Source organism: Paenibacillus sp. FSL P2-0322, assembly GCF_037975315.1.
GTDB lineage: Bacteria > Bacillota > Bacilli > Paenibacillales > Paenibacillaceae > Paenibacillus > Paenibacillus polymyxa_B.
In genome coordinates this window covers 592,183-614,690 of record NZ_CP150243.1, presented here as the reverse complement: position 1 = coordinate 614,690, position 22,508 = coordinate 592,183, and the positions used below count along the sequence as shown (strand labels likewise).

The 22,508-nt window shown below is 45.2% G+C and carries 25 protein-coding genes; 10 read left to right on the top strand and 15 right to left on the bottom strand.

Translation table 11 applies throughout. The annotated features are described in order from the left end of the window. Position 1 precedes the first annotated feature (1 nt). Positions 2-1,636, top strand: a complete 1,635-nt coding sequence (locus MKY24_RS02810; RefSeq protein ID WP_053324528.1) for a response regulator — start codon at positions 2-4, stop codon at positions 1,634-1,636. On the opposite strand, the gene MKY24_RS02805 is transcribed toward MKY24_RS02810, so the two are convergent. From MKY24_RS02805 to MKY24_RS02795, 3 genes are all read right to left on the bottom strand, one after another. Further along, entirely contained in the window at positions 1,602-2,189 is a 588-nt protein-coding gene (locus tag MKY24_RS02805) for a GNAT family N-acetyltransferase (RefSeq protein WP_071559390.1), read from the bottom strand. The two genes, MKY24_RS02810 and MKY24_RS02805, sit on opposite strands and share 35 nt — an antisense overlap. Before the next feature lie 112 nt (positions 2,190-2,301). After that, positions 2,302-3,426 (bottom strand): NADH-dependent flavin oxidoreductase, encoded by a 1,125-nt coding sequence (locus tag MKY24_RS02800; RefSeq protein WP_339201384.1) that lies wholly within the window; start codon positions 3,424-3,426, stop codon positions 2,302-2,304. A 250-nt stretch (positions 3,427-3,676) separates the two neighbouring features. Next, positions 3,677-4,627, bottom strand: a complete 951-nt coding sequence (locus MKY24_RS02795; RefSeq protein WP_104497221.1) for a bile acid:sodium symporter family protein — start codon at positions 4,625-4,627, stop codon at positions 3,677-3,679. 244 nt (positions 4,628-4,871) lie between these two features. Here MKY24_RS02795 and MKY24_RS02790 point away from each other — a divergent pair, with 244 nt between their 5' ends. Then, entirely contained in the window at positions 4,872-5,627 is a 756-nt protein-coding gene (locus MKY24_RS02790) for a tryptophan-rich sensory protein (RefSeq protein WP_339201383.1), read from the top strand. 98 nt (positions 5,628-5,725) lie between these two features. On the opposite strand, the gene MKY24_RS02785 is transcribed toward MKY24_RS02790, so the two are convergent. Then, positions 5,726-6,790: an undecaprenyldiphospho-muramoylpentapeptide beta-N-acetylglucosaminyltransferase gene (locus MKY24_RS02785; protein WP_339201382.1), complete on the bottom strand. Its 1,065-nt coding sequence runs from the start codon at positions 6,788-6,790 to the stop codon at positions 5,726-5,728. 123 nt (positions 6,791-6,913) lie between these two features. Continuing rightward, positions 6,914-7,294 (bottom strand): RidA family protein, encoded by a 381-nt coding sequence (locus MKY24_RS02780; RefSeq protein ID WP_013308546.1) that lies wholly within the window; start codon positions 7,292-7,294, stop codon positions 6,914-6,916. A gap of 262 nt (positions 7,295-7,556) precedes the next feature. Between MKY24_RS02780 and MKY24_RS02775 the strand changes: the two genes are divergently transcribed. Both MKY24_RS02775 and MKY24_RS02770 read left to right on the top strand, forming a co-directional pair. Continuing rightward, positions 7,557-8,084, top strand: coding sequence for a sigma-70 family RNA polymerase sigma factor (locus MKY24_RS02775; RefSeq protein WP_028541151.1), 528 nt, complete (start codon positions 7,557-7,559; stop codon positions 8,082-8,084). Beyond that, positions 8,081-9,355, top strand: coding sequence for a DUF4179 domain-containing protein (locus MKY24_RS02770; protein ID WP_339201380.1), 1,275 nt, complete (start codon positions 8,081-8,083; stop codon positions 9,353-9,355). The genes MKY24_RS02775 and MKY24_RS02770 overlap by 4 nt, the downstream gene beginning before the upstream one ends. A gap of 75 nt (positions 9,356-9,430) precedes the next feature. Here MKY24_RS02770 and MKY24_RS02765 read toward each other — a convergent pair whose 3' ends face one another. The 8 genes from MKY24_RS02765 to MKY24_RS02730 form a co-directional block, all read right to left on the bottom strand. Further along, entirely contained in the window at positions 9,431-10,150 is a 720-nt protein-coding gene (locus MKY24_RS02765; RefSeq protein WP_076158780.1) for an NAD(P)H-binding protein, read from the bottom strand. Positions 10,151-10,196: 46 nt separating this feature from the next. After that, positions 10,197-11,642, bottom strand: coding sequence for an ATP-binding protein (locus tag MKY24_RS02760; protein ID WP_023986781.1), 1,446 nt, complete (start codon positions 11,640-11,642; stop codon positions 10,197-10,199). A 172-nt stretch (positions 11,643-11,814) separates the two neighbouring features. After that, positions 11,815-13,317 carry an HD domain-containing phosphohydrolase gene (locus MKY24_RS02755; protein ID WP_023986780.1) on the bottom strand — a complete coding sequence of 501 codons (1,503 nt, stop codon included), beginning with the start codon at positions 13,315-13,317 and terminating at the stop codon, positions 11,815-11,817. 784 nt (positions 13,318-14,101) lie between these two features. Beyond that, the gene (locus tag MKY24_RS02750; RefSeq protein WP_023986779.1) at positions 14,102-14,410 is read right to left on the bottom strand and encodes a hypothetical protein; all 309 of its coding nucleotides are present in this window, start codon (positions 14,408-14,410) and stop codon (positions 14,102-14,104) included. Between the two features lie 100 nt (positions 14,411-14,510). Continuing rightward, positions 14,511-14,633 (bottom strand): hypothetical protein, encoded by a 123-nt coding sequence (locus MKY24_RS02745; RefSeq protein WP_023986778.1) that lies wholly within the window; start codon positions 14,631-14,633, stop codon positions 14,511-14,513. A 339-nt stretch (positions 14,634-14,972) separates the two neighbouring features. Beyond that, the gene (locus MKY24_RS02740; RefSeq protein ID WP_023986776.1) at positions 14,973-15,302 is read right to left on the bottom strand and encodes a hypothetical protein; all 330 of its coding nucleotides are present in this window, start codon (positions 15,300-15,302) and stop codon (positions 14,973-14,975) included. A gap of 137 nt (positions 15,303-15,439) precedes the next feature. Then, positions 15,440-17,092 (bottom strand): CoA-disulfide reductase, encoded by a 1,653-nt coding sequence (locus tag MKY24_RS02735; protein ID WP_053324523.1) that lies wholly within the window; start codon positions 17,090-17,092, stop codon positions 15,440-15,442. Positions 17,093-17,283: 191 nt separating this feature from the next. Then, entirely contained in the window at positions 17,284-18,576 is a 1,293-nt protein-coding gene (locus MKY24_RS02730; protein ID WP_339201379.1) for a homocysteine synthase, read from the bottom strand. Between the two features lie 59 nt (positions 18,577-18,635). Here MKY24_RS02730 and MKY24_RS02725 point away from each other — a divergent pair, with 59 nt between their 5' ends. From MKY24_RS02725 to MKY24_RS02710, 4 genes are all read left to right on the top strand, one after another. Further along, on the top strand, positions 18,636-19,028 hold the full coding sequence (locus tag MKY24_RS02725; protein ID WP_339201378.1) for a hypothetical protein: 393 nt from the start codon (positions 18,636-18,638) through the stop codon (positions 19,026-19,028). A 106-nt stretch (positions 19,029-19,134) separates the two neighbouring features. Then, entirely contained in the window at positions 19,135-19,263 is a 129-nt protein-coding gene (locus MKY24_RS02720) for a hypothetical protein (protein WP_339201377.1), read from the top strand. 38 nt (positions 19,264-19,301) lie between these two features. Continuing rightward, on the top strand, positions 19,302-19,424 hold the full coding sequence (locus tag MKY24_RS02715; RefSeq protein WP_257791707.1) for a hypothetical protein: 123 nt from the start codon (positions 19,302-19,304) through the stop codon (positions 19,422-19,424). Between the two features lie 535 nt (positions 19,425-19,959). Next, positions 19,960-20,403, top strand: coding sequence for a hypothetical protein (locus MKY24_RS02710; RefSeq protein WP_049828373.1), 444 nt, complete (start codon positions 19,960-19,962; stop codon positions 20,401-20,403). 66 nt (positions 20,404-20,469) lie between these two features. Here the strand turns inward: MKY24_RS02710 and MKY24_RS02705 are convergent, their stop codons facing one another. Together MKY24_RS02705 and MKY24_RS02700 are read right to left on the bottom strand one after the other, a co-directional pair. Then, entirely contained in the window at positions 20,470-20,928 is a 459-nt protein-coding gene (locus MKY24_RS02705) for a DUF5301 domain-containing protein (RefSeq protein WP_279835062.1), read from the bottom strand. A 262-nt stretch (positions 20,929-21,190) separates the two neighbouring features. Beyond that, complete coding sequence (locus MKY24_RS02700) at positions 21,191-21,538, bottom strand: hypothetical protein (protein WP_339201376.1); 348 nt, start codon at positions 21,536-21,538, stop codon at positions 21,191-21,193. A gap of 273 nt (positions 21,539-21,811) precedes the next feature. Here MKY24_RS02700 and MKY24_RS02695 point away from each other — a divergent pair, with 273 nt between their 5' ends. Together MKY24_RS02695 and MKY24_RS02690 are read left to right on the top strand one after the other, a co-directional pair. Beyond that, a complete protein-coding gene (locus tag MKY24_RS02695) occupies positions 21,812-22,144 on the top strand; it encodes a sigma-70 family RNA polymerase sigma factor (RefSeq protein ID WP_279835064.1) in 333 nt (110 codons plus the stop codon). Next, positions 22,141-22,311, top strand: a complete 171-nt coding sequence (locus MKY24_RS02690; protein WP_231517155.1) for a helix-turn-helix domain-containing protein — start codon at positions 22,141-22,143, stop codon at positions 22,309-22,311. The genes MKY24_RS02695 and MKY24_RS02690 overlap by 4 nt, the downstream gene beginning before the upstream one ends. The last annotated feature ends 197 nt before the right edge of the window (positions 22,312-22,508 follow it).

Here is a 22,508-nt window from a genome sequence, read left to right as displayed (position 1 = left end):
AATGAAAGTCCTGATTGTAGATGATGAGAAGCATGTACGCCATGCCATACGGATGCTCGTACATTGGGAAGCTTGCGGTGTGAGCGAGGTGATTGAGGCTGAGTCGGGCGATCAGGCGATTGAGGTCATTACCGCCCTTTCCCCACCTGTTGTACTCACGGATATGCGGATGCCCGGCAAGGATGGAGTAGCACTGATGGAGTGGATTCAAGTCAATTCCCCAGCAACCCGAGTCGTGGTGGTCAGTGGCTATGATGATTTTGACTTGGTTCGACAGGTCATCCGCCGGGGAGGCATGGACTATATTCTTAAGCCCGTGGATCCAGTGGAGATTAACGAGGCTCTAAATAAAGCCACTCAAGCCTGGCGGACGGCGGAGCAAGACCGGAACAGGCAAACGATGCAGGCCATGGAGGTCAATCGGATGAGGCCGCACTATGCTGATAAGCTCCTGACTGAAATCGTTTCCGGTATAGCGAATACCCCTCTATCCATTACGCCCTTACGTGAGGAGCTACGTCTTCCTGCAGCTATTCAGATATGTAATGCAGCTGTGATGAGTACCACTCAGCTGGATGCCGATATACTGGACAAATATAAAACGCGCCGTGCGCTTTTGAGCTTTTCCCTCATTAACATCTGTAACGAATTTCTCGGAACTTCTCAAACCGGAGTTGCATTCCGTCATCTGGAGCGTATGGACGAAATTATTCTGCTGTATTGGGGCGAGCCATCTCGTTGGCCGCTGCTCTTGCAGGATATTCACACAGGGATCAAAACGGCTTTGCGGTGTTACATGCACATCGGGGTTGGCTCTTTTGGCTCTTTTGGCGCTTTTCCCATAGCGGCAGCCACTGCCTACCAAGAGGCACGGCAAGCGTTGTGGAAACGGGATGTGTTGCAAACCGCCGACTGGATGCACCAGAGTTCCCAGACACGGCAGAGCATTCGTCTTCCCCAGTTGCCTGAGATGGAAGAGGAACTGCGGCTTAGTGCGCTCAGCTGTAATGCCAATCGTGTGTCGATAGCGGTAGGCCATTGGATAGCAGCCGTAGCCGAGCTGCCTTCGGTGACAGCAGAGCAGCTAGCCAGTTGGAATCAGGAGTTGGACTGGATGCTGGCCCGCTGGCTGAATGACAGACCTGGAGATACCGATGGCGAGGAACTGGCAGATGAGTCCGGCTCCATTCATGCATTGCCGGTCGACAACCGTGGCATGCTTTCCCTGCCCTTATGGCAAAGACAGGTTGAAAACCGACTGCTGGCAGCCGGTCAGGCGCTCACACCAAGCCATAGCCCAAACAACCCGACCATCCGTGATATTGCCCGCTATCTGGATGCACACTATAACGAGGACATTTCTCTACAGGATATGGCGAGCCGCTTTTATCTCAGTCGGGAATATATTTCTCGTAAATTCAAGCAGGAGTACGGGGTTAATCTGTCAGACTATTTGTGTCAGATCAGGATGAGCAAGGCAAAGCTATTGCTGCTAAATGACAAGCTGCGCCTTCATCATATTGCCGGTATGGTCGGGTATCAGGATGAAAAATATTTTGGCAAGGTGTTCAAAAAACTGGAGGGGGTCACGCCTGGCGAATTCAGAAGACGCCATTCTGCAAATCCTCAGCCGTGACCGCATACAGCACGTGATCTTCCCACACACCATTAATCTTCAAATAGTTGAGAGCCAGCCCTTCGCGGCGAAATCCTGCCTTTTCCATCACTCGATTGGAAGGCGTATTTCTTGGCATCACTCCAGCTTGAATACGGTGTAATTCCAACTCGTTCAAGGCGTAGCGTACAATATCCTTCACTGCGGAAGTCGCATAGCCTTGTCCGTGGTATGCAGGATCTACAAAGTAGCCCAGATTGGCGTTTTGAAAGGGGCCTCTAGCGATACCCGACAGCTCCATTCTGCCAATCAGCTTATCATTTTCCGGCAAAAAAAGTCCAAACGTATATCCCTGTCCGGCTTGTGCCGCTTCCAAACCGTTGGAAATCAGACGCGCCTGTTCTTCCAGCGTAAAGTAAATTTCAGGTCGTTCTGGTTCGAACGGTTTGAAGAAATCAAAATTTTCACGTCTGATCTCTAATAAACGTTCTGCATCATTTACTTGTAACAGTCGAATCTGTAGCCCCGGATGGGTAGACTTAATCAAAATTACGCCATTAGCTTCATGCAACATTGTCAGTTTCCTTCTTTCTCCGTTATTCCTATAATATTGTGTTCATGGTCATGAGACAGGAAAATACCCCAGGTGCATGAGAGCAGCCTAGGGTATCTCCATCATTCAAAATTTAGTCCGTAACAGGCATCCAGCCTGGAAGGGTCGTCAATACATTCCACAAATAGTCAGGAATGACTAGCTCCTGCTGAGCTTGTTTGGATAATGTCGTGCGAATGGTATCTTCTGTGCCGTTTTGCACCTTCTGAACCCATTGCGGCTCCATCAAAAGCGGACGTCCCAGCGATACAAGCGGTACACCTGTCTCCAGTGCTGCAAGCGCCTCGTCCGGTGTATTCAGCGACCCGACTCCCATAATCGGCACACGGTTACCTACCTTCTCATGGATGAGAACGGTACGTGACCGTTCGTCACTACGGTCACGGAACGAACCACCAAAGAAATGATTTACGGAAATGTGCAGGTAATCCAACCCTTGATCCGCCAGACGGTCTACAAGCACCATCGTATCATCCAGCGAAATGCCTGGTGTGTGTCCTTCCTCAGGAGACAAGCGGTATCCAAAGATGAATGGCCGCTTTGCATGTTGTGCGATCACTTTCTTCACTTCGTGAACAACCGCCAGTGGAAAGGTCAATCGTTTTTCAAGACTTCCTCCCCATTCATCAGTACGAATGTTGGAATGCGGGGAGAAGAACTGCTGCACCAGGTAACCGTTCGCTCCGTGAAGCTCCACACCATCATAGCCTGCTTCAATCGCGCGGCGAGTCGCTTCGCCATAGGCACGAATGACGCGGTGGATATCGTCGGATGTCATTTCACGCGGCACAGGCGCGCCTTCTTTTTCCTCGGCTACTGCGCTTGCACTGATCGGCTGTCCATCTGGAATTTGATCCGGTGGACACAGGCGGCCACCATGATAAATTTGCAGGATCGCTTTCGCGCCCTCCTGATGAATCGTATCTGCTAGACGGCGCAGACTAGGAATCATTTCATCCTTGTCCGCACCGAACTCATTAACAAATCCTTTGCCATCTGGAGTTACATACACACAAGCGGTAATAACCGCGCCCACACCACCGGAGCGTTCACGGTAGTATGCCAGTTCCTCGTCACTGACTTCACCATTTTCGTGGGAAGCAAAGTTAGTCATAGGTGCCATGGTAATACGGTTCTTCAACGTAACACCGGATGGCAGGGTAAAAGCTTCAAATAGAGAATTATATTTTGGGTTCATTCGTTCTCTCTCCTTCAGTTTAAATCAGATCAGATAATATAAGGCTGTTAAGCATGAAGCCGAATATGAATTGGATGCAGTTTTCCTTCCATAACGAACTCAAACTACTGTTGCTTACTTAAATACAGTGGTTGTAACAACCACAGTATAATGATCCGCAACTATAAAGTCAAATCTATCCTTTCTGACCTTCCCCAAACTGTTCGAAAAAGCTGAACCGCAGCCACTTGTCACAAGCCACTGACAAAGCTTAATGGTTCCCGGATGTGCTGTTCTTCTCCTCCCGGCGGGAAAACCAGGTCGCGAGCAACGAGCCGGAAATATTATGCCACACGCTAAAAATCGCACTCGGTACAGCAGCAATCGGATTAAAATGAGCTGCTGCCAGCGCAGCGCCCAGTCCGGAATTCTGCATTCCCGTTTCCAGAGTAACAGCTTTACGCTTGGAAAGATTCATACCGAATAGCTTGGCAAACCAATATCCGAGCAGGAACCCGATACCGTTATGCAAAATAACCACACCAAAAATAATCGGACCTGTCTCCAAAATCTTGCCTTTGCTGCCTGCAATCACAATAGCCACGATGAGCATAATCACCAGTGTTGATATGAGCGGCAGCGCCTGGACACTGGCTTCTGCCTGTTTGCGAAATAGCGATTTGACGATAACACCCAACACAATGGGGACAATAACCACGATGAGAATATCCATGATCAGCGACTTCGCATCAATATTCATCCAACGTCCAGCAAGCAGGTTAATCATGGCCGGGGTAGCCAGTGGAGCAATCAGCGTCGACACCGAAGCAATCGACACGCCCAATGCCACGTCGCCTTTGGATAAGAGCGTCATTACGTTGGACGCGGTTCCACTCGGGCAACAGCCTACCAAAATGACACCTACCGCAATATCCGGTGGCAGCTGCAATACTAATGCCAATCCAAAGGCCAGTAACGGCATAATCAGATAATGTCCGACCACGCCAATAGCCACATCCACTGGACGCCGGAATACTTCACGAAAGTCAGCCGCAGATAAAGTCAGCCCCATCCCGAACATGACTATGCCCAAAAATAACTGTATGTATCCTTTCAACCCTGTAAACGCCGCAGGAAAGAAAAATCCCAAGCATGCAAATAAAAGTACCCAGATGGAAAAGGTTCCTCCTACAAATTTCCCTACTTTCTCCAAGCCATTCATTCTACTTATCTCCTTACTTCTATATAATTTGAATTTGAGGAAATTCAGCTTATATAGTGCTTAAAATTTTCACCATTGTACTACATATGACTGCATATACATACAACTTTTTATGATTTTACCGGGATCAAGAAACTTTTTCCGGTTAGGACATATTCGAAAGCAAAGTGGGTATATTCATAATAGAAACTTGTGACCAGTCGGTCATTTTTGGATCATCATTCGTTGTGGAGGAGATATCCCTATGTCACGAAGCCATCCGTATAAATGGTGGAATATTATTGCATTTATCGCTGTCGTTCTCGTTAACGTTCTGGCTGCTACACTTCCTATCGGTGGCAGAAGCACTGCTGCTGTATCCAACATGTACCCAACCTTGATCACCCCAGCGGGTTACGCTTTTTCCATCTGGTCGGTCATCTACGTACTGCTCGCCTGCTTTGTCGTGTACCAAGCTACACCTACAGGGCAAGCCAAGACAAGCGTTCAGTCCATCGGTATTTTTTTTATTCTAAGCTGTCTCTTCAATATCATCTGGATTTTCCTCTGGCAGTATGTATACGTAGAGCTGTGCGTCATCGTCATTATTCTATACTTGCTTTCCTTGAGCGTCGTGTATGTACGTACCCGCACGCCGCAGCCAACCCGCGGAGAAATGTGGTTCGTCAAGCTACCGTTCAGCCTGAACCTCGGTTGGGTATCTATTGCTACTATTATCAATATTGCAGTGGCACTGGAAAAGAATGAATGGAGTGGCTGGGGACTCAGCGATACGACATGGGCGATCATTATCCTGCTCATCGGCACCGTATTGGCCATCATGGTCAGCTTCCCTTATCGCGACAGCATTTATCCTCTCGTATTTGTATGGGCCTATGTCGCCATCGCCGTCGAGCATCCGAACAATGAAAATGTACGGCTGGCTGCATTGATCTTGGCGGCAATCATTCTGGTGTACGCGCTATGGCTATTCTTTGCCCGTAATCGAGAACGGGATTAAAGAAAACGAATATGATCTCCTAGCCAGAACAAGCGAGCTTGGGTCTGAATCATCTAGCCCAAGCTCGCTTGCTTTGTTTATTCATTTTAACCATGTGATTAGGTATAGACTTTAATCAAATCTATAAGCTTGCTTGTCGAGTGATCTGCATTCATTTTCTTCATATTGATAATATAATCCGACCTTTTTTCATACAAACCAAGAATCATGTCAACAAATCGTTCAGATTCCAACTCTTCTTCTTCTAAAAACTCACAAAAGCCTTGCGCTTTAAATGATTTGGCATTTAGAATTTGATCTCCCCGGCTGACTGCCTTTGAAAGAGGGATCAATAGCATAGGCTTCCGCAGCGTTAAGAATTCAAAAATGGAATTTGAACCCGCCCTAGAAACAACCATATCTGCCATCGCCATAACATCCGCCAGTTCATCGTTTATGTATTCAAACTGCTTGTAACCATGCATATGAATGGAATAATTCACTTGGTCTTTACCACAAATATGGACGATTTGAAAATGAACGAGCAAAGCCTCTAAATTCATCCAGACCATCTCATTGATCTTCTTGGAACCTAAACTCCCACCCATGATCAGAATGATCGGCTTATTTCGAGTAAATCCGCAATAGGTCAAACCTTTGGCTGCCTCCCCATCTTTTAGTTCATCTCTCACAATAGCACCTACATACCGGGTATGCTTAGAGCGAAAGTACTGAGTGGTTTCAGGAAAGGTAGTACAAATTTCTGTAGCAAATGTGCTGGAAATCTTATTAGCTAATCCAGGGGTAATATCTGATTCATGAATGATTACAGGGACTTTATTCAACCACCCAGCCAATACCACAGGAACCGAAACAAACCCGCCTTTTGAAAAAATAACATCCGGTTTTTCTTTTCTTATAATCCGGTACGCTTGAGAAATCCCCTTCAGCACTTTAAAAGGGTCCTTAAAATTATTCCAATCAAAATATCTGCGTAATTTCCCAGTTGAGATACTGAAATAACACACATCTTCTAGTCCAGAAATCAATTTTCTTTCAATCCCTTGTTCAGAGCCTATGTATTGGACACTCCAATGTTGTTCCAGTAAGTGAGGAATCAAAGCTAGGTTTACTGCTACATGTCCTGAAGAGCCTCCACCAGTGAAAATTATTTTTTTAATCATCTCCACCTCCACTCTGTATTCAAAAAAACAAAACACATTAAATTTGAGCAACCGGGTGCCTCTATTTAATAGGGACACCCGGTTGCCATACAAACTTTTTATTTTATGAACGGACCTTTCAGACTATTCGCCCTTCAATGCAATGACTTCAATCTCCACCAGTGCATCCTTAGGCAGACGAGCTACCTCCACCGCACTGCGTGCTGGATAGGGTTGCTCAAAGAAAGAACTGTACACCTCATTGACGCTGACAAAATCGTTCATATCCTTCAGGAATACAGTCGCTTTCACAACCTGGTTCATGTTGCTGCCTGCCGCTTCCAGAATGGCTTGTACGTTGCTCAAGGACAGGCGTGCCTGCTCCTGTACATCCTTACCGAACTCACCTGTTGCCGGATTCAGTCCAAGCTGTCCCGAGGTGTAAATAAACCCGCCTGCCTCTACCGCTTGGCTATAAGGGCCGATAGCACCGGGTGCTTTTTCAGTAGCAATTGTTTTTTTCATATGGGTTGGATTCTCCTTCCTGATACTGGTTCACCGTATTATAGCATGTGAAGTCCAAAGCCACTATTCCGTGCGACGGATTAACGCAATGGGCTTCTTTTAAGCCATCCCTTGCGACGGTGCTATATTTTTTTATATCCGCTGTAACCTTTAGCGCCTATGTATCATCTAACTCCTATAACCTGCTACAAAATAAATTCTACAAATACAGATACAGGTACAATGATCATAGCCAGTATAGACGGGAAAGGAGCACCATCCTTTGAATCTCGAAACAAACTTACACCAAGCAAGGCAGGGGGACCGCAAGGCATTCGTCGCCTTGATGAAACATATGGAATCCGATATGTATGGCATGGCGCGTTCCATTCTTCGCAGCAATGAAGATTGCGCGGACGCGATGCAAGAGGCGATGCTCAAGGCATACCAGTCTCTGGGTGAACTGCGTGAACCTCGCTATTTTAAAACATGGCTGCTTCGCATCCTCATTAATGAGTGCCATCTCATTATCCGCAAGCAAAAACGGATCGTACCCGTGGCGGAATTTATAAAGGAACCCTCCATTTCGGGCGGATATGAAAAAATCGAACTGCGCGAGGCCATCGACCACTTGGAGGAGTCCATGCGAACTGTGATTTCCCTGCACTATTTGCGGGATATGCCGATCAGAGAAATATCAGAGGTACTGGATGTATCAGAGGGGGCCGTCAAAACACGATTACACCGTGCTCGCAGAACATTAATGGACCTGCTACAAAATCGCGGAGAAAGGAAGGTGACCTTTCAATGAGCCCTTCAGAGTTTGAGAAACAGAATAAAGAGCTGGACCAGAAATTACAATCAGAAAAAGAAAACTTGGAAGCAGACACGGTAATGATTCCCGATTTGGTAAGAGAACGCTTAGATGCATTTTACACACAAATGGAATCGGATGTGGAGCCGTTATCCAAGTCTCCTTCCTCTTCCTTACATGGACCAGTCAAAAGATTTCTTCGGGGAACCGCAATTGTCGCTGCTTCTGCGGCTGCCATTAGCGTTATGATCATTGGTAGCGCCTTTGTTTCGCCTACAATGGCAGAATCATTGAAACAGGTTCCCCTTGTAGATAGTGTGTTCAAGCTTGCTGGGGATCTCGGGCTACAAACCGCTGATCAGAAAGGGTTGGCAACTTCCTCGAATCTCAGTATTACCCATAGCGGCATTACATTAAAGGTACCACAAATCATATTTGACGGGACACGCTTGGTCGTGGCGTTGGAAAAGAGCGGTGGAGATTCACAACATCAAACCCTATATCCGGCCATCCAAACGCAAGGACAGCCCGAGGAGGACATTCTGGAGAAAGTGGACCTGTTCATCAATGGGACATCGGTCAATAGCAATAATGGCGCCTTTAATTTCATGTATGGCCGCCCAGGTAAAGACAGTAATTCTATGCTGATTGCGTATATGCGTGACCCTGCCAGTGGTAAACCCGCCTTACCAGATCAGTTTGAGCTAGAGGTATATGCAAAGTTAAAAGGTGTAGCCGAGCCGTTTCGCATACAAACCACGGTTCACAAAACTAAAATAAATAATAAGATACTTCAGCTGCAAATGAGCAAGTCTAATCCGTATCTTGCATTTACGGCAGAAAAGGTAGAACTTACACCCATCACGACCAAGATCACAACGTCGTTCAAAATGCTGACCGATATTGCACATATGCCGGATGATTACACCGTGGAGCGAGAATACAAGTACAACAAAAACGGCCACACGATCCAGTACACCAAAAAGGAATTGGATATGCTTGAGTATGCTATATTCGACGAGCAGGGAAGAGAACTCCAGCTCCTGAGCGGCTCTGGAGTTCCCCTTACCAAAGAACGTGACAGCAAAATGATCACCCTGTTTACTCCTTTTGTGGACACTCCCCAGAAGATCAATTTCAAGCCTTATATATTGCCAACACAACCAGGAGGTAGTGCCCTGCTCGATGCTAATGGCAACTGGACACGCCATTACATTGATGAATTAGAGATTACGATAGATGTGCCGCAAAATACAAACCACCAATAAAACACAAATAACGCCGCTGCTGCCCGATGATTCGGGCAGCAGCGGCGTTATTGTCATTTTAATCCTGCCGTGGTTTTACACGTTCTCATCAGGAGCCGTTCCTGTAACAGGCTCCTCAACATCGGATGTTAGCTCTGCACCAATGACCCGAATGATGTCGTTCGGATAAATATGTACGCCGCTCGCCTGCGCAAGAGCAATTCGTACCATGGCTCGTGCGATGACCGAGGCCGGGATAGCGCGGTAGGAAGCCAGCTTGCCCGTCATTAGACCGTCCAGCGCTTTCATGACAACAGCGGCAGCGGCTTCGCCCATACGTCGTTCAGGTCTCGCGCCCAAAATCAGCGACGGACGGAACAAATGCAGCGCAGGCAGCCCGATAGCGGCAAGCGCCTCTTCAGCCTCACCCTTGGTGCGGTTATAAAACACACGTGAATCTGGATCGGCCCCCATCGCTGAGATAGCTAGCATCTGTACAGCACCAGCCTCTTTGCCCAACTGGGCAGCCAGCACCGGATAGTCCAGATCCACCTGACGAAACTGCTCCTTGGTGCCAGCTTTTTTCATCGTTGTCCCAAGGCAGCAAAAAACATCATCCACCCCTTCGAAGGCGAACGCCGCTTTCTGTGGCTGTTCCCAATCGATGAGCGCCTGTTCCAGCTTGGGATGCTTGATGTCCAACGGACGTCTGCCCATAACCATGACGCGGTTGTATTCCTTTTGCACCAGCAGCTCTCGTACAACATAACCCCCGACAAGCCCTGTTGCACCCACAACGACCGCTTTACGTTCCATGATAGACCTCCTTTGTGCCATAGCGCTCCTGCTCCTACAATTGCGATTAGGTTAATTTAAAGGGTTGTTCGTCCGCCTCCTTGCTTACGGACGGACACATGGGTAGGTACAAGGAAAACGTACTTCCCTTACCCTCCTCACTTTCTAAACGGATAAACCCGCCCAACAAGCGGGAAAAATCACGGCTGATGGACAATCCCAACCCGGTTCCTCCATATTTACGATTAATGGAACCGTTCGCCTGCTGGAATGCCTCAAAAATAACGTGTTGCTGAAGCATGGAAATACCGATGCCCGTATCTTTTACAGCAAATACAACCCAATCTCCCTCCTGTCCCTTTCGATCCAGATGCTGTGTACTCATTTCTAGCAATACACGTCCTTCATGAGTGAACTTAAAGGCGTTGGATAACAGATTACGCAAAATTTGCTGTACACGTTTAGAATCGGACCGAATTTCATTCGGTATAGGCTCATGCTCCTTTAAGCTGAATTCCAGGTTTTTATCCTTCGCAGTGACTTCAAAATGCATCATCATCACCTGCGCAATCTCACGCACATTGACTGGTTCACTTACGATTTCCATGTGCCCAGCCTCGACCTTGGACAAGTCCAAAATGTCGTTAATCATTTGGAGCAAATCATGCCCCGAGGCATAGATGAGATCGCTGTATTGGTATAACTCGTCCTCATCCAATTCTTTTCCCTGCTCGTTGATAATCTGCGCCAGGTTAATGATGCTGTTAAGAGGTGTACGTAACTCATGCGACATCGTTGCCATAAAATCCGATTTATATTGGGAAGCCATCATCAGTTGCTTGGCACGTTCCTCTAGAATGACCTTTGCCTTCTGCAACTCATCTCGCTGCTCTGATAACAACTCATTCGCCTGCTTAATCTGATGATTCCGCTGTTGTTCCATCTGAAAGTCCCTTAAAATCAGAGCAAATAAAAAACTGAGGACGATGCCGATTGGCAGTGTAAGAGGAACAACCTCCGCTACATAATAGCGCCAGGGAATGACGCCCAGACAGGCAATATTTAACGTATTTACGATATTAACCGCTAAAATGGTCACCGATGCCTTAATAATCAAACGCCAGGTGGAACGGCGCATCCAGTAGTTCAATCCGGCGCACAGGACGCCCAGAATGCTCATATTCAAAAAGCCGACCCACGCCGCCATATGCAGACCGAAGGTAAATCTCGTTAGTCCGATTGCGACCCCAATAATAATAAGCGTATAGGAGCGGGGATACACCAATGCCGCGATAATCAGCGGTACGAAACGCAAATCAAAAATAACCGTTTCACTAAAGTTAAAACCAAAACAAGAACTGACCCATCCGCCAAATATCACTAGCAGCACCGAGCTGACATATTTGAACCGCGAAGAGGTACGACTCAAACCATATTTATAAATCACGTTCGCCACATAGGCAACGGCAATCAGCATCCCTAAATTCATTAAAAACATCATTGAAAATTGCATGGACTCACACTCCCATAGCGCAAAAAATTGGATGCCAGGCCTATGTTAACCGCGTTTGCCTTTCTTGTACATCATAACATGAAGCCCCATCTTTCGACATAAAAGATGCTTACATTCCTATATAAAAAAGCGAACCTCAATGGCTCGCCCTGTTGTGCTGATATATACAGAGTCAGCTTGTGATGCCTTTGTTCCGGCGCCACTCCTTGACAAATAATTCGGCAAAATAAGGGTCCCATTGGGTTCCCTTTCCCTCTTCCAATATCATAACCGCCTTCTCTTCCTTCATACCTTGCCGATAGGGACGATCAGACGTCATCGCATCATAAGCATCCGCTACAGCAATGATTCGCCCAAATAAGGGGATATCTTCCCCAGCGAGCTGGTCAGGGTATCCCTTGCCATCATAACGTTCATGGTGCGATCGCACGCCGGGCAAATAAGGGGCCATAGCATAAGCTGGTTCAACTTGCCGGAGAATACTCTCTCCCATAACCGGGTGCATTTTAATCTGATCAAACTCCTCGTCCGTCAGCTTGCCGTCCTTGAGCAGAACAGCGTCAGCCACGCCGATTTTACCGATATCATGCAGCAAAGCTGTTTTGCGCAGCAAGTCGAGGTCTGTCTCATTCAAACCTCCCTTGCGCCCAATGAGTACGGAGTATTCAGCCACACGCAAAGAATGTCCTGCGGTATAGGCATCTCGCGCATCCAGCGCTGCCGCCAAGGTGGCGAAGTAACTGTCCAATAGCTGACCGTTCTTTTCTTCCCGTTCCTTCAGGCCCTCGATCATCATGTTAAAGCCTTCAACCAGCTCGGCAAATTCGTCGGAGTACAAGTCGCTGGCATTACTGTTCAGGCGGCCTTCCCTCACTGCATTCATTTTTTCCAGCAGGTGGTGGATCGGCTGTTCGATCTCACGGGTCAACAACCTTCCTCCCAGATAAGCAAAGGCTACACCAAAAATTAAAATCGTACCCGCCCATGCCCAATAGGAACTCGAATCCGTCGCCTCCAAACGTTCCAGGCGAATCTGTGTAGCTAGACAAAATAAAAACAGAGGAAAAGCACCAATGAGCGTCGCGCTTAACTGAAATTTATGCCGAAGCGATAGTAGGACTCGTCCTCGCAGGGACAGGTTTAATCCATATTGCTGATAGGTTCGATCACGGATTTCCTCCAGCAGCGGCTTGATTGCTCTCATTGTCAGGAAAAATTCAACCAGTGCGTGCATCGAAGCAACCAGACAAGCTCCTATACAGGCGATTCCTACATAATACAAGGGAAAGGTAAGTTGTCCAGTATGTATCATCCATAAGGCAATGACGGCTGCCGGGATAGAGAAACCCAACAAATGCGGTCCAACAATACGTAAAACTGACAAATTAGGCAGATGATGAACCCGGATATACACCGCTTCTACATCCTTGAGTGTTTCCTGATTGCCGTAAAAAAAACGATGAACCGGTCTCAAATGCATTCGAAACACTATGGTTTCACAAGCAATCATAATGACGCTGGAAAATGCAATAATTTTAACAAGACCCAGAATTTCATAGTGGGCTACATTTAACGTGGAAAATACAAAAATCATACCTACCAACAATACAGCGATAAACGAACCTATAATATAGTTCAGGATAACATGCTGAATAAAGCGCTTATAGGTCGGCAAATTGCTACCCCTCTTTTCATCCGTACACTCTAAAATATCTTGTGTATTCAATATCGGAGTCCAACCATCAAAAGTTTACCTTCTTGCTCGAGCATTTTACATAAATACGAGGACGGCTTTTAATCTGCAATCTATAGATGGGAAATCATCTTATTCTTAATTAAGAAACTCTCGAGGGAAGAGCATTTTAGCCAACATTTTTTCCAGTCTATAATCAAAAAGCCAAAAATGACTTGTGTTTTATAATCATTCTTGCTATACTATTGGAGTATGTATTAACCCCATAAGATTCCACGCAACAAGCTATTACTCCTAATCACCGTATGGAGCTTCTCCTAATTTTATGTATAACCCTAATGTAGAATTTTGAGCTTTTGCCGAAGATTTTCACATTCACACTGGCGCGGTCATCGGAGCCGCAAGGACGAAAGAGAGGTAGGGCTTTTGTCGTTTGGAAAATGAACAGTGGAATCACACTGCCCCTTATGAACATGCTGACCATATAATGCAAGGTAGCAGGGGTTGAATATATATTTTGCCATCAAACGATGAAGTTTGAGCAGGCCGTGCAGTATATGCAAACTGCACCATCCTCCGGATGATCCCCGGGGGATTTTTCATATACATAAGCGTATCTATGAACAAAAAAGTGGCCCTGCCGATACATCGGCAGGGCCTATAGCTTGATCAAAAAGGGGTTAATAGGGTCATTATAGTCTCGCTTTCTTAAAACTAAATGATATGCACCTTAAAAACTCATTAATTTTCCAGTTTTATATACCTTCTAATAATTCGTCCAGTATTCTGTACCATCGGGCGGCATCGTTTGCGTAGTGGAACGTCTTGTTTCCGCTTGGGTGCGCCTTTGGGTCGAGGGACGCTCCCACCCTTCCAGTAAAACAACATGCTGGGTACCCGAATTGTTTTCCCAAGTGATGTAGCGCTCCTGTTCCATATGTCGCAAGGCGACTGTAATTTCAGCATCTCGCTTGCCCGTTTTTACGGTCAATTCCGCCATTGTGGGCATGTGGCGATGCTGGGCGAAATAATTATACAAAATACGTAGCAGCTTTCGTTCCAAATCTGGCAACATCGTCTTCCCCCCCTACAAAGAACATATGTTCCCATTATAACATATAAAAATGCACCCTCCTACTGGAAGATGCATTCGGGCTTGTATGCCCATGTTGAATTTAGTTTTTTTCCTTCTCCTGACGACCGACAGAGCGCAGCCACCAAGCGATTCCACCCACACTTCCAAGTGCCAGAACCGTTAAGAAAATAATATAGAACAAATGAAATGCACGATCACTCATGGCAATCGCCTCCTTACTTTATGTATACACTTTCCAGCTAAGCCTGTAAACCTCTTTTTAGTCCCACATTCTAATTTTCCCCAAGCACTCGACAATAGATACTTGCTTGAGATCCATCGGTGCATACTAACTAAAAGTGGTTAATACCAAATATGAGACAGACCAAGGAGGTTATCGAATATGAAATTCCTATTGATCGTGATCATCGTCGTGCTGATCGTTGTGTTGCTTATGAGAAGACGCAGATAAGCGGAGACATCCTGCATGGTTAAAAAGGAATACAAAAAGGGCTTTCGGTACATCACCGAAAGCCTTTATCCATCTGAGGTTAAGGCTAAATTACGCCTTGTTCTTCTTGTTATATTTAATAAAAGCAATTACAAGCGCTACAGCAAACAATATTCCGCTGACCACCCATGTTGTCAGAAATGCCATACCCAAACCGACATTAGACCCCATCGTCGGGTGATTCATGGCAGTAAACACTGATCCCTGCATCATAAATATGGTACAGAACAAAACAACGGGCGCTAAAATAATCGTGCTTGCTGTCTTCCGAGTACCAGATACTGCGATCACGCACAGAGCGGAAATCACCAAGATCACCCAATATATAACTGCTTCCCAAATCACTGAAGTGCCCACCTGCTCAACCTCTTTTCTATCCATTCGTATATGCCTCTTCTATTGTAACAGACGTCACACAGTGAACCAAGCCATAATTTGATCAGAAAAGGGGTAAACCCTGCGGATAACGTAAATAATGTACAGTAGCGATCCTACACCAAAGACATGAAAGGAAATGTTCACTCACGTTCAGCCATAACCGAATACGTCTTATAGCCACCATCAACGTTCCTCACCCGATAACCGTATTGAGTCAAAATTCGGGCAGCAATATAGCCTCGCAGACCGACTTGGCAGGATACCGCGATCTCTAGATCACTAGGGATTTCTGCCATCCGCTCTCTAATCTCGGCCAGAGGAATATGAATCGAACCTGGAATGGCCCCTGCCTGTAGCTCCACCGCATCCCTAACATCAATAATAAGACCACCATTGCGGTGAAAATCATCAACTTCATGCCACTGTATCGTTTGGACCAGCCCATCCATGATATTCGAAGCCACGTAACCCGCCATATTCACAGGGTCTTTCGCTGAAGAATAAGGAGGTGCATAAGCAAGTTCAATATCAGCCAGTTCACGGACGTTCAAATGGCCACGAATAGCCGTCGCAATGACATCAATCCTTTTGTCTGCTCCATCAGCTCCAACAGCCTGCGCCCCATAGATCATCCCGTTTTCGGGATTAAAGAGCAGCTTCATAGCAATGGGTGATGCGCCAGGGTAATAGCCGGCATGTGAACCAGGATGAATATGAACAGCCTGATAAGGAACGCCCAGCCGCTGTAATGTTTTTTCATTATTACCTGTAGAAGCTGAAGTCAATGCAAAGGTCTTAATTACGGATGTTCCGAGCGCCCCATCATAAGAAATTGCCTGACCGTTAATATGATCCGCTGCCAAACGCCCCTGACGATTGGCTCCCCAGGCTAGCGATACCATCGTTGCAAACCCATGATTGCGGTCTTTGACCTGGATGGCATCCCCGACCGCATAAATGGCCGGATCGCTGGTTTGCAGTTGGGTGTTCACCTGAATAGCGCCGCGAAAACCAAGTTCCAATCCGCTTTGCTTGGCCAACTCATTTTCAGGAACAACACCGATCGCGAGAATAACCATGTCCGTCTGAAGCACACCCCCGGAAGTCAAACGAAGTTGTGTACCCTGCCCTTCAAAAGCCGTGACTCCCTCCTCTAAACGCACCTCCACCCCGTTCAGCCTCATATGCTGTTCTACCCATTTGGCCATTTCAGGGTCCAGCGGATTCAATAATTGTTGTCCCATATCAATAATGGTTACTGCAAGTCCACGCTCCCGCAAATTCTCGGCCATCTCCAGCCCAATAAATCCGGCCCCGATCACCGTGACATGCTTTGGATGCCTTTCATCTACATATGCCTTTATAACGTCCGTGTCATGAATGTTTCTTAATGTAAATAAATTCATAGCTTCATGTAATCCAGGAATGTCCGGTATCATCGGTTTGGCTCCCGGCGACAATACCACAATATCGTACGGCTGCTCATCTGTTTCCCCTGTAATCATATCGCGGAAATGGACGAGCTTCTGCTCTCGGTCTATTTGTATCACTTCTTTCAGTACCCGCACATCTATATTAAAGCGGTCTCTTATCCCTTGAGGTGTCTGGAGAAACAGCTTCTCCCGCGCATGGATTGCCCCGCCAATATAGTAAGGAAGGCCACAGTTTGCAAAAGAAACATGCTCTCCGCGTTCAAACAAAATAATCTCGTCTTCCTCATTCCATCTACGTAATCTCGCAGCAGCAGAGGCTCCACCTGCTACCCCGCCAATAATAACTATTTTCCTACCCATTTCTTCCCCTCCTCATATACCCTACGGGGTATAATATATACCTATGGGGGTATGTTGTCAATACGAAAAAAAGACGGAGGTTGCCCCCCGCCTGATAAACATTGAACGAATACTGATCTGGGTCGAAAAATCACTTGCGAATGCTACACGAATGCTCTGTCACACTTGGTCTAAGAAGTGTTCGACTACTACTACTGCTGGCTGGCTGTGATCGCCTGCTCCAGATCGTACAATATATCGTCTATCGCTTCTGTCCCGACAGATAGGCGTAACAGCTCTGGTTTGACTCCGGCAGCAACCTGTTCTTCCACATTCAACTGCTGGTGCGTTGTGCTTGCCGGGTGAATAATCAAAGACTTGGAATCACCTACATTCGCCAAATGAGAAAATAGCTTTACATTCGCAATTAGCTTGCTTCCCGCCTGGCTTCCACCTTTAATACCAAAGGTCAGGATTGCTCCTTGTCCTTTCGGCAAATACTTTTGAGCTAATTCATAGGACGGATGGCTCGGCAACCCGGTGTAGCTGACCCACTCCACATCCTTGTGGCCTTCGAGATATTGCGCTACCTTCAAGGCATTTTGACTATGTCTTTCCAACCGCAGATGAAGTGTCTCCAAGCCCTGAAGCAGCAGCCATGAATTAAACGGAGAAATGGCCGCTCCCAAGTCCCGCAGCAATTGGACCCGTGCCTTGATAATATATGCGATAGGTCCCACCGCCTCGGTGTAAACAACTCCGTGGTAGCTCGGGTCCGGCTCAGTCAGTCCTGGGAAACGACCACTCGCTTTCCAGTCAAACTTGCCGCTGTCCACGATCACCCCACCAATAGACGTACCGTGTCCGCCAATAAACTTCGTTGCAGAATGCACGACAATGTCCGCTCCGTATTCAATAGGACGCAACAAGTAAGGACTTGGGAACGTGTTATCCACAATCAGCGGAATACCATATTCGTGCGCAATCGCCGCTACAGCTTCCACATCCAGCACATTGCCCTGTGGGTTGCCAATCGTTTCGGCAAATAATGCCTTCGTCTTATCCGTAATGGCTTTGCGGAAGTTCTCCGGATCATCCGAATCAACAAAATGTACTTTAATGCCCAATTTCGGCAGTGTTGTAGAAAATAGATTATATGTACCGCCATACAGACTGGAGGCCGACACAATTTCATCCCCAGCTCCCGCAATGTTCAGGATGGAGAAGGAAATCGCCGCCGCTCCCGAAGCCGTTGCCAACGCGCCAGCCCCGCCTTCCAACGCGGCGATCCGTTGCTCGAACACATCCGTGGTCGGATTCATCAGACGCGTATAAATGTTGCCGAATTCTTTCAGCGAGAATAAATCAGCCGCATGCTCCGCATCCCGAAATCCATATGAAGTGGTTTGATACAACGGAACGGCGCGGGCAAAGGTAGTAGGATCAATTTGTTGTCCGGCATGGACAGCGAGAGTTTCGAATGACAGCTTGCGTTCTTCTGACATGGTTATTTCCTCCCTTGTTATACGTGCTGTATGAATCGTCTCTTCCTGTATGCGTACTCATGGATGATTTTTCAATCATTCTCGCACAAAAAGAACGATTTGGGAAGATAATTCTCATTATTCAGGTAGGATATTATAATTTTATTAAAATATCAGTTTTCTACCAACATACAGCAATTACAGGCAATAAGCTACATATTGATGAATTTGTTTCTGGAATAGATAAAGGATTTTCATATACATGGGGCACCGATCTTCATTTGGTACATGCCAAAGACCGATTTATAAATACAATTGGGTTTGAAGATCATTACAAACGACAAGAATTCAAACTCCTTACCGATTTTGCTCTGGCTGAACTAGCACGTGACTATGAAGAAGCGAAAACTTCTATACTCGAAGTAATTGTTTCCACAAAGGAAAGATACTTCTTACAACCTAATAAAAAATAAATCTTTCCCTATCACCATTTTTGTGGTAAAAGCTGTTATAAAGTATACAAGAGAAATCCTGAATACGATTAGTACAACATTAAAGGCAACATTAAGAAATGATACCGTGAATACCGTGCTATTTACTGGTGGCCGGTCCAATCTAATCGGTCAGAAGGAAGTTAAAGCACATTACAAATTTGCCCGGTTTGTAGAGGATTCGGAAATCGCTAATGTGCTCGGTTTTTACAAATAAGCAAAAGCTATGGTAGCCGCTAGATCAGAGTGAAACAAATGGGCGATAAAGTAAGAATAGAAGTCACTTTCAACACAGACAAACATGCAGACATTTTAGCTGCTATGAAGAAATTTGGAAGCCAGGCTGGTTTCCTTAAATCGCAGCAGTCCACTATTTAAATACAACAGGGGGCAATAATCCCAATGCTATTCTGCCCCCTAACCCAGAGATAAGCAAGACTCCAGCGGAACAATCAGCCAACCGTCTCAAGAAACACGTAGGACTTCCCCCCAGGGATTGGCGGTCAAGCCATTTCCTCAGGACTCGAATAAACAAGGAAAGCCCCTGCAGCTGGCAGGGGCTTTCCTTGTTTGTAAGTTTGGATTTTAGACCAATTGGGCGGTGCCTTTCGGGCTATATTAACACCCATTCCAGCGTCCCCATTAGGCCACAAAAGCTCTGATGGCCTTTTAAGCATCCTTTGAAGCCTTTTCTTTGAAACGATCCCTAGAAGGCCATTCTGTACGTATACATCAAGAAACTTACTACTCTCTGGATGTCCACCCGGCCCAAAATAGAAACCTCCAAATAAAAAGTATTAATGTGTTGTAAAAATGGCTCCTTTTTTTCCCTATATAACGAGAAGCAAATAAAGCGCGCAGCTCTCTAGTCTGATTAGACAAAAAAACTTTAAGTAAAAGGAGCTAATTAATTATGGCATTTACAAAAGAATACACTGCTAATGTTGTTTTGAATTTGGACCAGGTTAGACAACTGCAAAGAGCACAACGAACTGTTTATGATAAGGGCCTTGTAGAGCAGAATACTAATGCTTTGGCCGCTGGGTTGAGTTCTTCGCTTTCTATACTAGGGGCTATATTTTTTAAGTATACTGCACCTAGTTTGGCAGCAGGCATTGCCTCTCTCCTGTTAGGTATGGTCCCTAATGAAAAAGATGCTCTCAAAAGTATGGTTATTAATGGTTACTGGGAGATGGGATATCTTCAAGACTTTTTGGAGGACAATCAAGGGAAATATGATTTGATTGATGTCAAATTTCCATTTATTGAATATGAAACACAGGGGATCAGATTCATTACTGGTAAAGGTGTAGTAACACGAGTGCATTCCACCAGCGGTGGATGGATGCTTATGTAATAGTCAGTTATAGAACAAACGACCGCTTGCCTAGCTAAGACAAGCGGTCGTTTGTTTCTTCAAAATTTATTCGAACAAGTTTTCTATTAGCTTCCCATTATATCCACTGATGATTTCATATGAAACAACATTACTTTTAGGAACGGGCGTGTTGTATTTATAAACCACTAAACTTTTTTCTCCAAAAATGGTTAATCCAACGCTTCTTTCTTGTTTTGATCGTATAGTAATCCAATACAAGCCGGACGAAGGAGCGCTTGAATCAGATTTTTTTAGCTGTACTTTCGAAAGTTCTTCTATGATTTGATGAATTTCTTTAGCATTTGACACAGTTATCTTTTTTTCATTGGCAGAATTGTCCTCTGATTTAATGATTTCAATGGTATCAATTTCTTTCAGATTCACTTGCTCTAAAGCTGCTTCTTTAAAAGAAATAGTCGATTTAGATACAAAAATGCCTCCCACGACGACGATTACTACGAAAAGTATTATGATACTTAGAGCATACTTTTTTTGTATTTTCATAAAGCCCTCCTTATAAATCGAAGTATACATAATGTACCATTAATATAAAAATATTTCCATGGTATTATTGTTGCTGTTTGTAAAAAAGAGAACTGATGATTGTCGAACATCTTTGTATGCAATTTGTCTTCATATATGTCCTATCGACGGTAAAGCCGCCAGACTGTTTTTTAAAAAAATAACAAAAAAACGCTGTGAGCAGGATACTTGGAATAAAATCACTTAGTATAAGCATCGGAACTTCATTAGATTTATGGCCTGCTCACGGAACAGGTTTAAATAATTCGGTGTAATTTGGACCGGATAAAATCCGGCACACTCCCTCAGAATCTTTTCTATTGTCCACGCCTTTCTCGCCCAGTATTAATAATTCTGGCCGCCCTGCTCTTGGGCTTGCCCAAAGCCAGGTATATTGTCTTTTCGCTCCACCGCCGAACCAATAAATGTGTTTACGTATAAAGGCTCGGATCAGGCGCATTTCCTTACGGGCTATTTCCTTCTGTTCCTCTGCTTCTTGTGGGTTGCCTGCACCTTCACCGTTCTTTAAATCATAATTCGCATGACCGACTTCATCAAATGTAGTCAGAGCACATATGGCTTCTTCAATCACAATGGTGAGCGTGAGCACCTACTTTGCTTCCTTTTCCCAGTCGTAAGCAAAAATAGATTCCTTCAGCTCCCCATACGAATTAACAACTCTATACTAGCAGTTGGCTTCGCTATATCGTCTTCTTAAAGGAAATTTCAAATAGTTCCAAAATAATTCAAAATTTTATTATATTCGCTAAAAAAGAAAATTCATTCTATAAATTGGTTGTTATATTAATTTTGAGAACTCCTACCTTATATGTACGTATATGAACATAAGGGAGGAAATTTTTCTATGGATGCTATTGAAGATTACCGACGCGAGTTATATAGAATTGCTTGGAGAATTCAATATCATACAAAACGCAATCGTAAACGTGAAATTTCTTTAGAATTCAAGCCTAATCTCTTTCAATCCTCTTTTTCGGAAGAGTCTGATAACAAAATAATGATACAATCGTATATTAATAGATTAAGGTCTGAGATAGGTAAAAAAGTCATCTATGAAATTTACATAAACGATAAAACAGAAGCCCAAGTTGCCAAGGAACTCCATATTACACAACAGGCGGTGAACAAATGGAAAAAGAAGGCGCTACACGATTTATGTCAGATGATGAGTTTATGAAACTAGTAGAACTTGCCCAAACCAAATCCGATGTAGAGGCAATGAATGCAATTTTTCAATACTTCGATCCAGATATTAAACGATTAAGTGAATTTATCCGTATGCCAAAAGAGGATGCGATCCAGAGTATGAAAACCGAACTTCTTGAGTTTATCATGAAAAAATAAAGAGCCCTTGGCAATAAGCTGCTTCCGGTGCCCTACCGTGAGCAGCTTATTTAGTCTTCTTGATCCAGAAAAAATTTCATATTCAGGTTGTGTAGTTTCAGTCCCTAACTCCTACATAAGTGTAGGGATAATCGAGTAAAGAACATGAATTACAAAAATTCATGACTTCGCAATTTTCACGATTTGGTTGTAATTCA

Coding starts and splice junctions, on each gene's coding strand:
- MKY24_RS02795 (WP_104497221.1), bottom strand. CDS start 4,627: ATGAATGGCTTGGAGAAAGTAGGGAAATTTGTAGGAGGAACCTTTTCC.
- MKY24_RS02690 (WP_231517155.1), top strand. CDS start 22,141: ATGAAACTAGTAGAACTTGCCCAAACCAAATCCGATGTAGAGGCAATG.
- MKY24_RS02745 (WP_023986778.1), bottom strand. CDS start 14,633: ATGAGTGATCGTGCATTTCATTTGTTCTATATTATTTTCTTAACGGTT.
- MKY24_RS02715 (WP_257791707.1), top strand. CDS start 19,302: ATGGGCGATAAAGTAAGAATAGAAGTCACTTTCAACACAGACAAACAT.
- MKY24_RS02740 (WP_023986776.1), bottom strand. CDS start 15,302: ATGGATAGAAAAGAGGTTGAGCAGGTGGGCACTTCAGTGATTTGGGAA.
- MKY24_RS02725 (WP_339201378.1), top strand. CDS start 18,636: ATGGATGATTTTTCAATCATTCTCGCACAAAAAGAACGATTTGGGAAG.
- MKY24_RS02735 (WP_053324523.1), bottom strand. CDS start 17,092: ATGGGTAGGAAAATAGTTATTATTGGCGGGGTAGCAGGTGGAGCCTCT.
- MKY24_RS02770 (WP_339201380.1), top strand. CDS start 8,081: ATGAGCCCTTCAGAGTTTGAGAAACAGAATAAAGAGCTGGACCAGAAA.
- MKY24_RS02705 (WP_279835062.1), bottom strand. CDS start 20,928: ATGAAAATACAAAAAAAGTATGCTCTAAGTATCATAATACTTTTCGTA.
- MKY24_RS02750 (WP_023986779.1), bottom strand. CDS start 14,410: ATGTTGCCAGATTTGGAACGAAAGCTGCTACGTATTTTGTATAATTAT.
- MKY24_RS02810 (WP_053324528.1), top strand. CDS start 2: ATGAAAGTCCTGATTGTAGATGATGAGAAGCATGTACGCCATGCCATA.
- MKY24_RS02805 (WP_071559390.1), bottom strand. CDS start 2,189: ATGTTGCATGAAGCTAATGGCGTAATTTTGATTAAGTCTACCCATCCG.
- MKY24_RS02695 (WP_279835064.1), top strand. CDS start 21,812: ATGGATGCTATTGAAGATTACCGACGCGAGTTATATAGAATTGCTTGG.
- MKY24_RS02760 (WP_023986781.1), bottom strand. CDS start 11,642: ATGCAATTTTCAATGATGTTTTTAATGAATTTAGGGATGCTGATTGCC.
- MKY24_RS02780 (WP_013308546.1), bottom strand. CDS start 7,294: ATGAAAAAAACAATTGCTACTGAAAAAGCACCCGGTGCTATCGGCCCT.
- MKY24_RS02790 (WP_339201383.1), top strand. CDS start 4,872: ATGTCACGAAGCCATCCGTATAAATGGTGGAATATTATTGCATTTATC.
- MKY24_RS02765 (WP_076158780.1), bottom strand. CDS start 10,150: ATGGAACGTAAAGCGGTCGTTGTGGGTGCAACAGGGCTTGTCGGGGGT.
- MKY24_RS02710 (WP_049828373.1), top strand. CDS start 19,960: ATGGCATTTACAAAAGAATACACTGCTAATGTTGTTTTGAATTTGGAC.
- MKY24_RS02730 (WP_339201379.1), bottom strand. CDS start 18,576: ATGTCAGAAGAACGCAAGCTGTCATTCGAAACTCTCGCTGTCCATGCC.
- MKY24_RS02785 (WP_339201382.1), bottom strand. CDS start 6,790: ATGATTAAAAAAATAATTTTCACTGGTGGAGGCTCTTCAGGACATGTA.
- MKY24_RS02800 (WP_339201384.1), bottom strand. CDS start 3,426: ATGAACCCAAAATATAATTCTCTATTTGAAGCTTTTACCCTGCCATCC.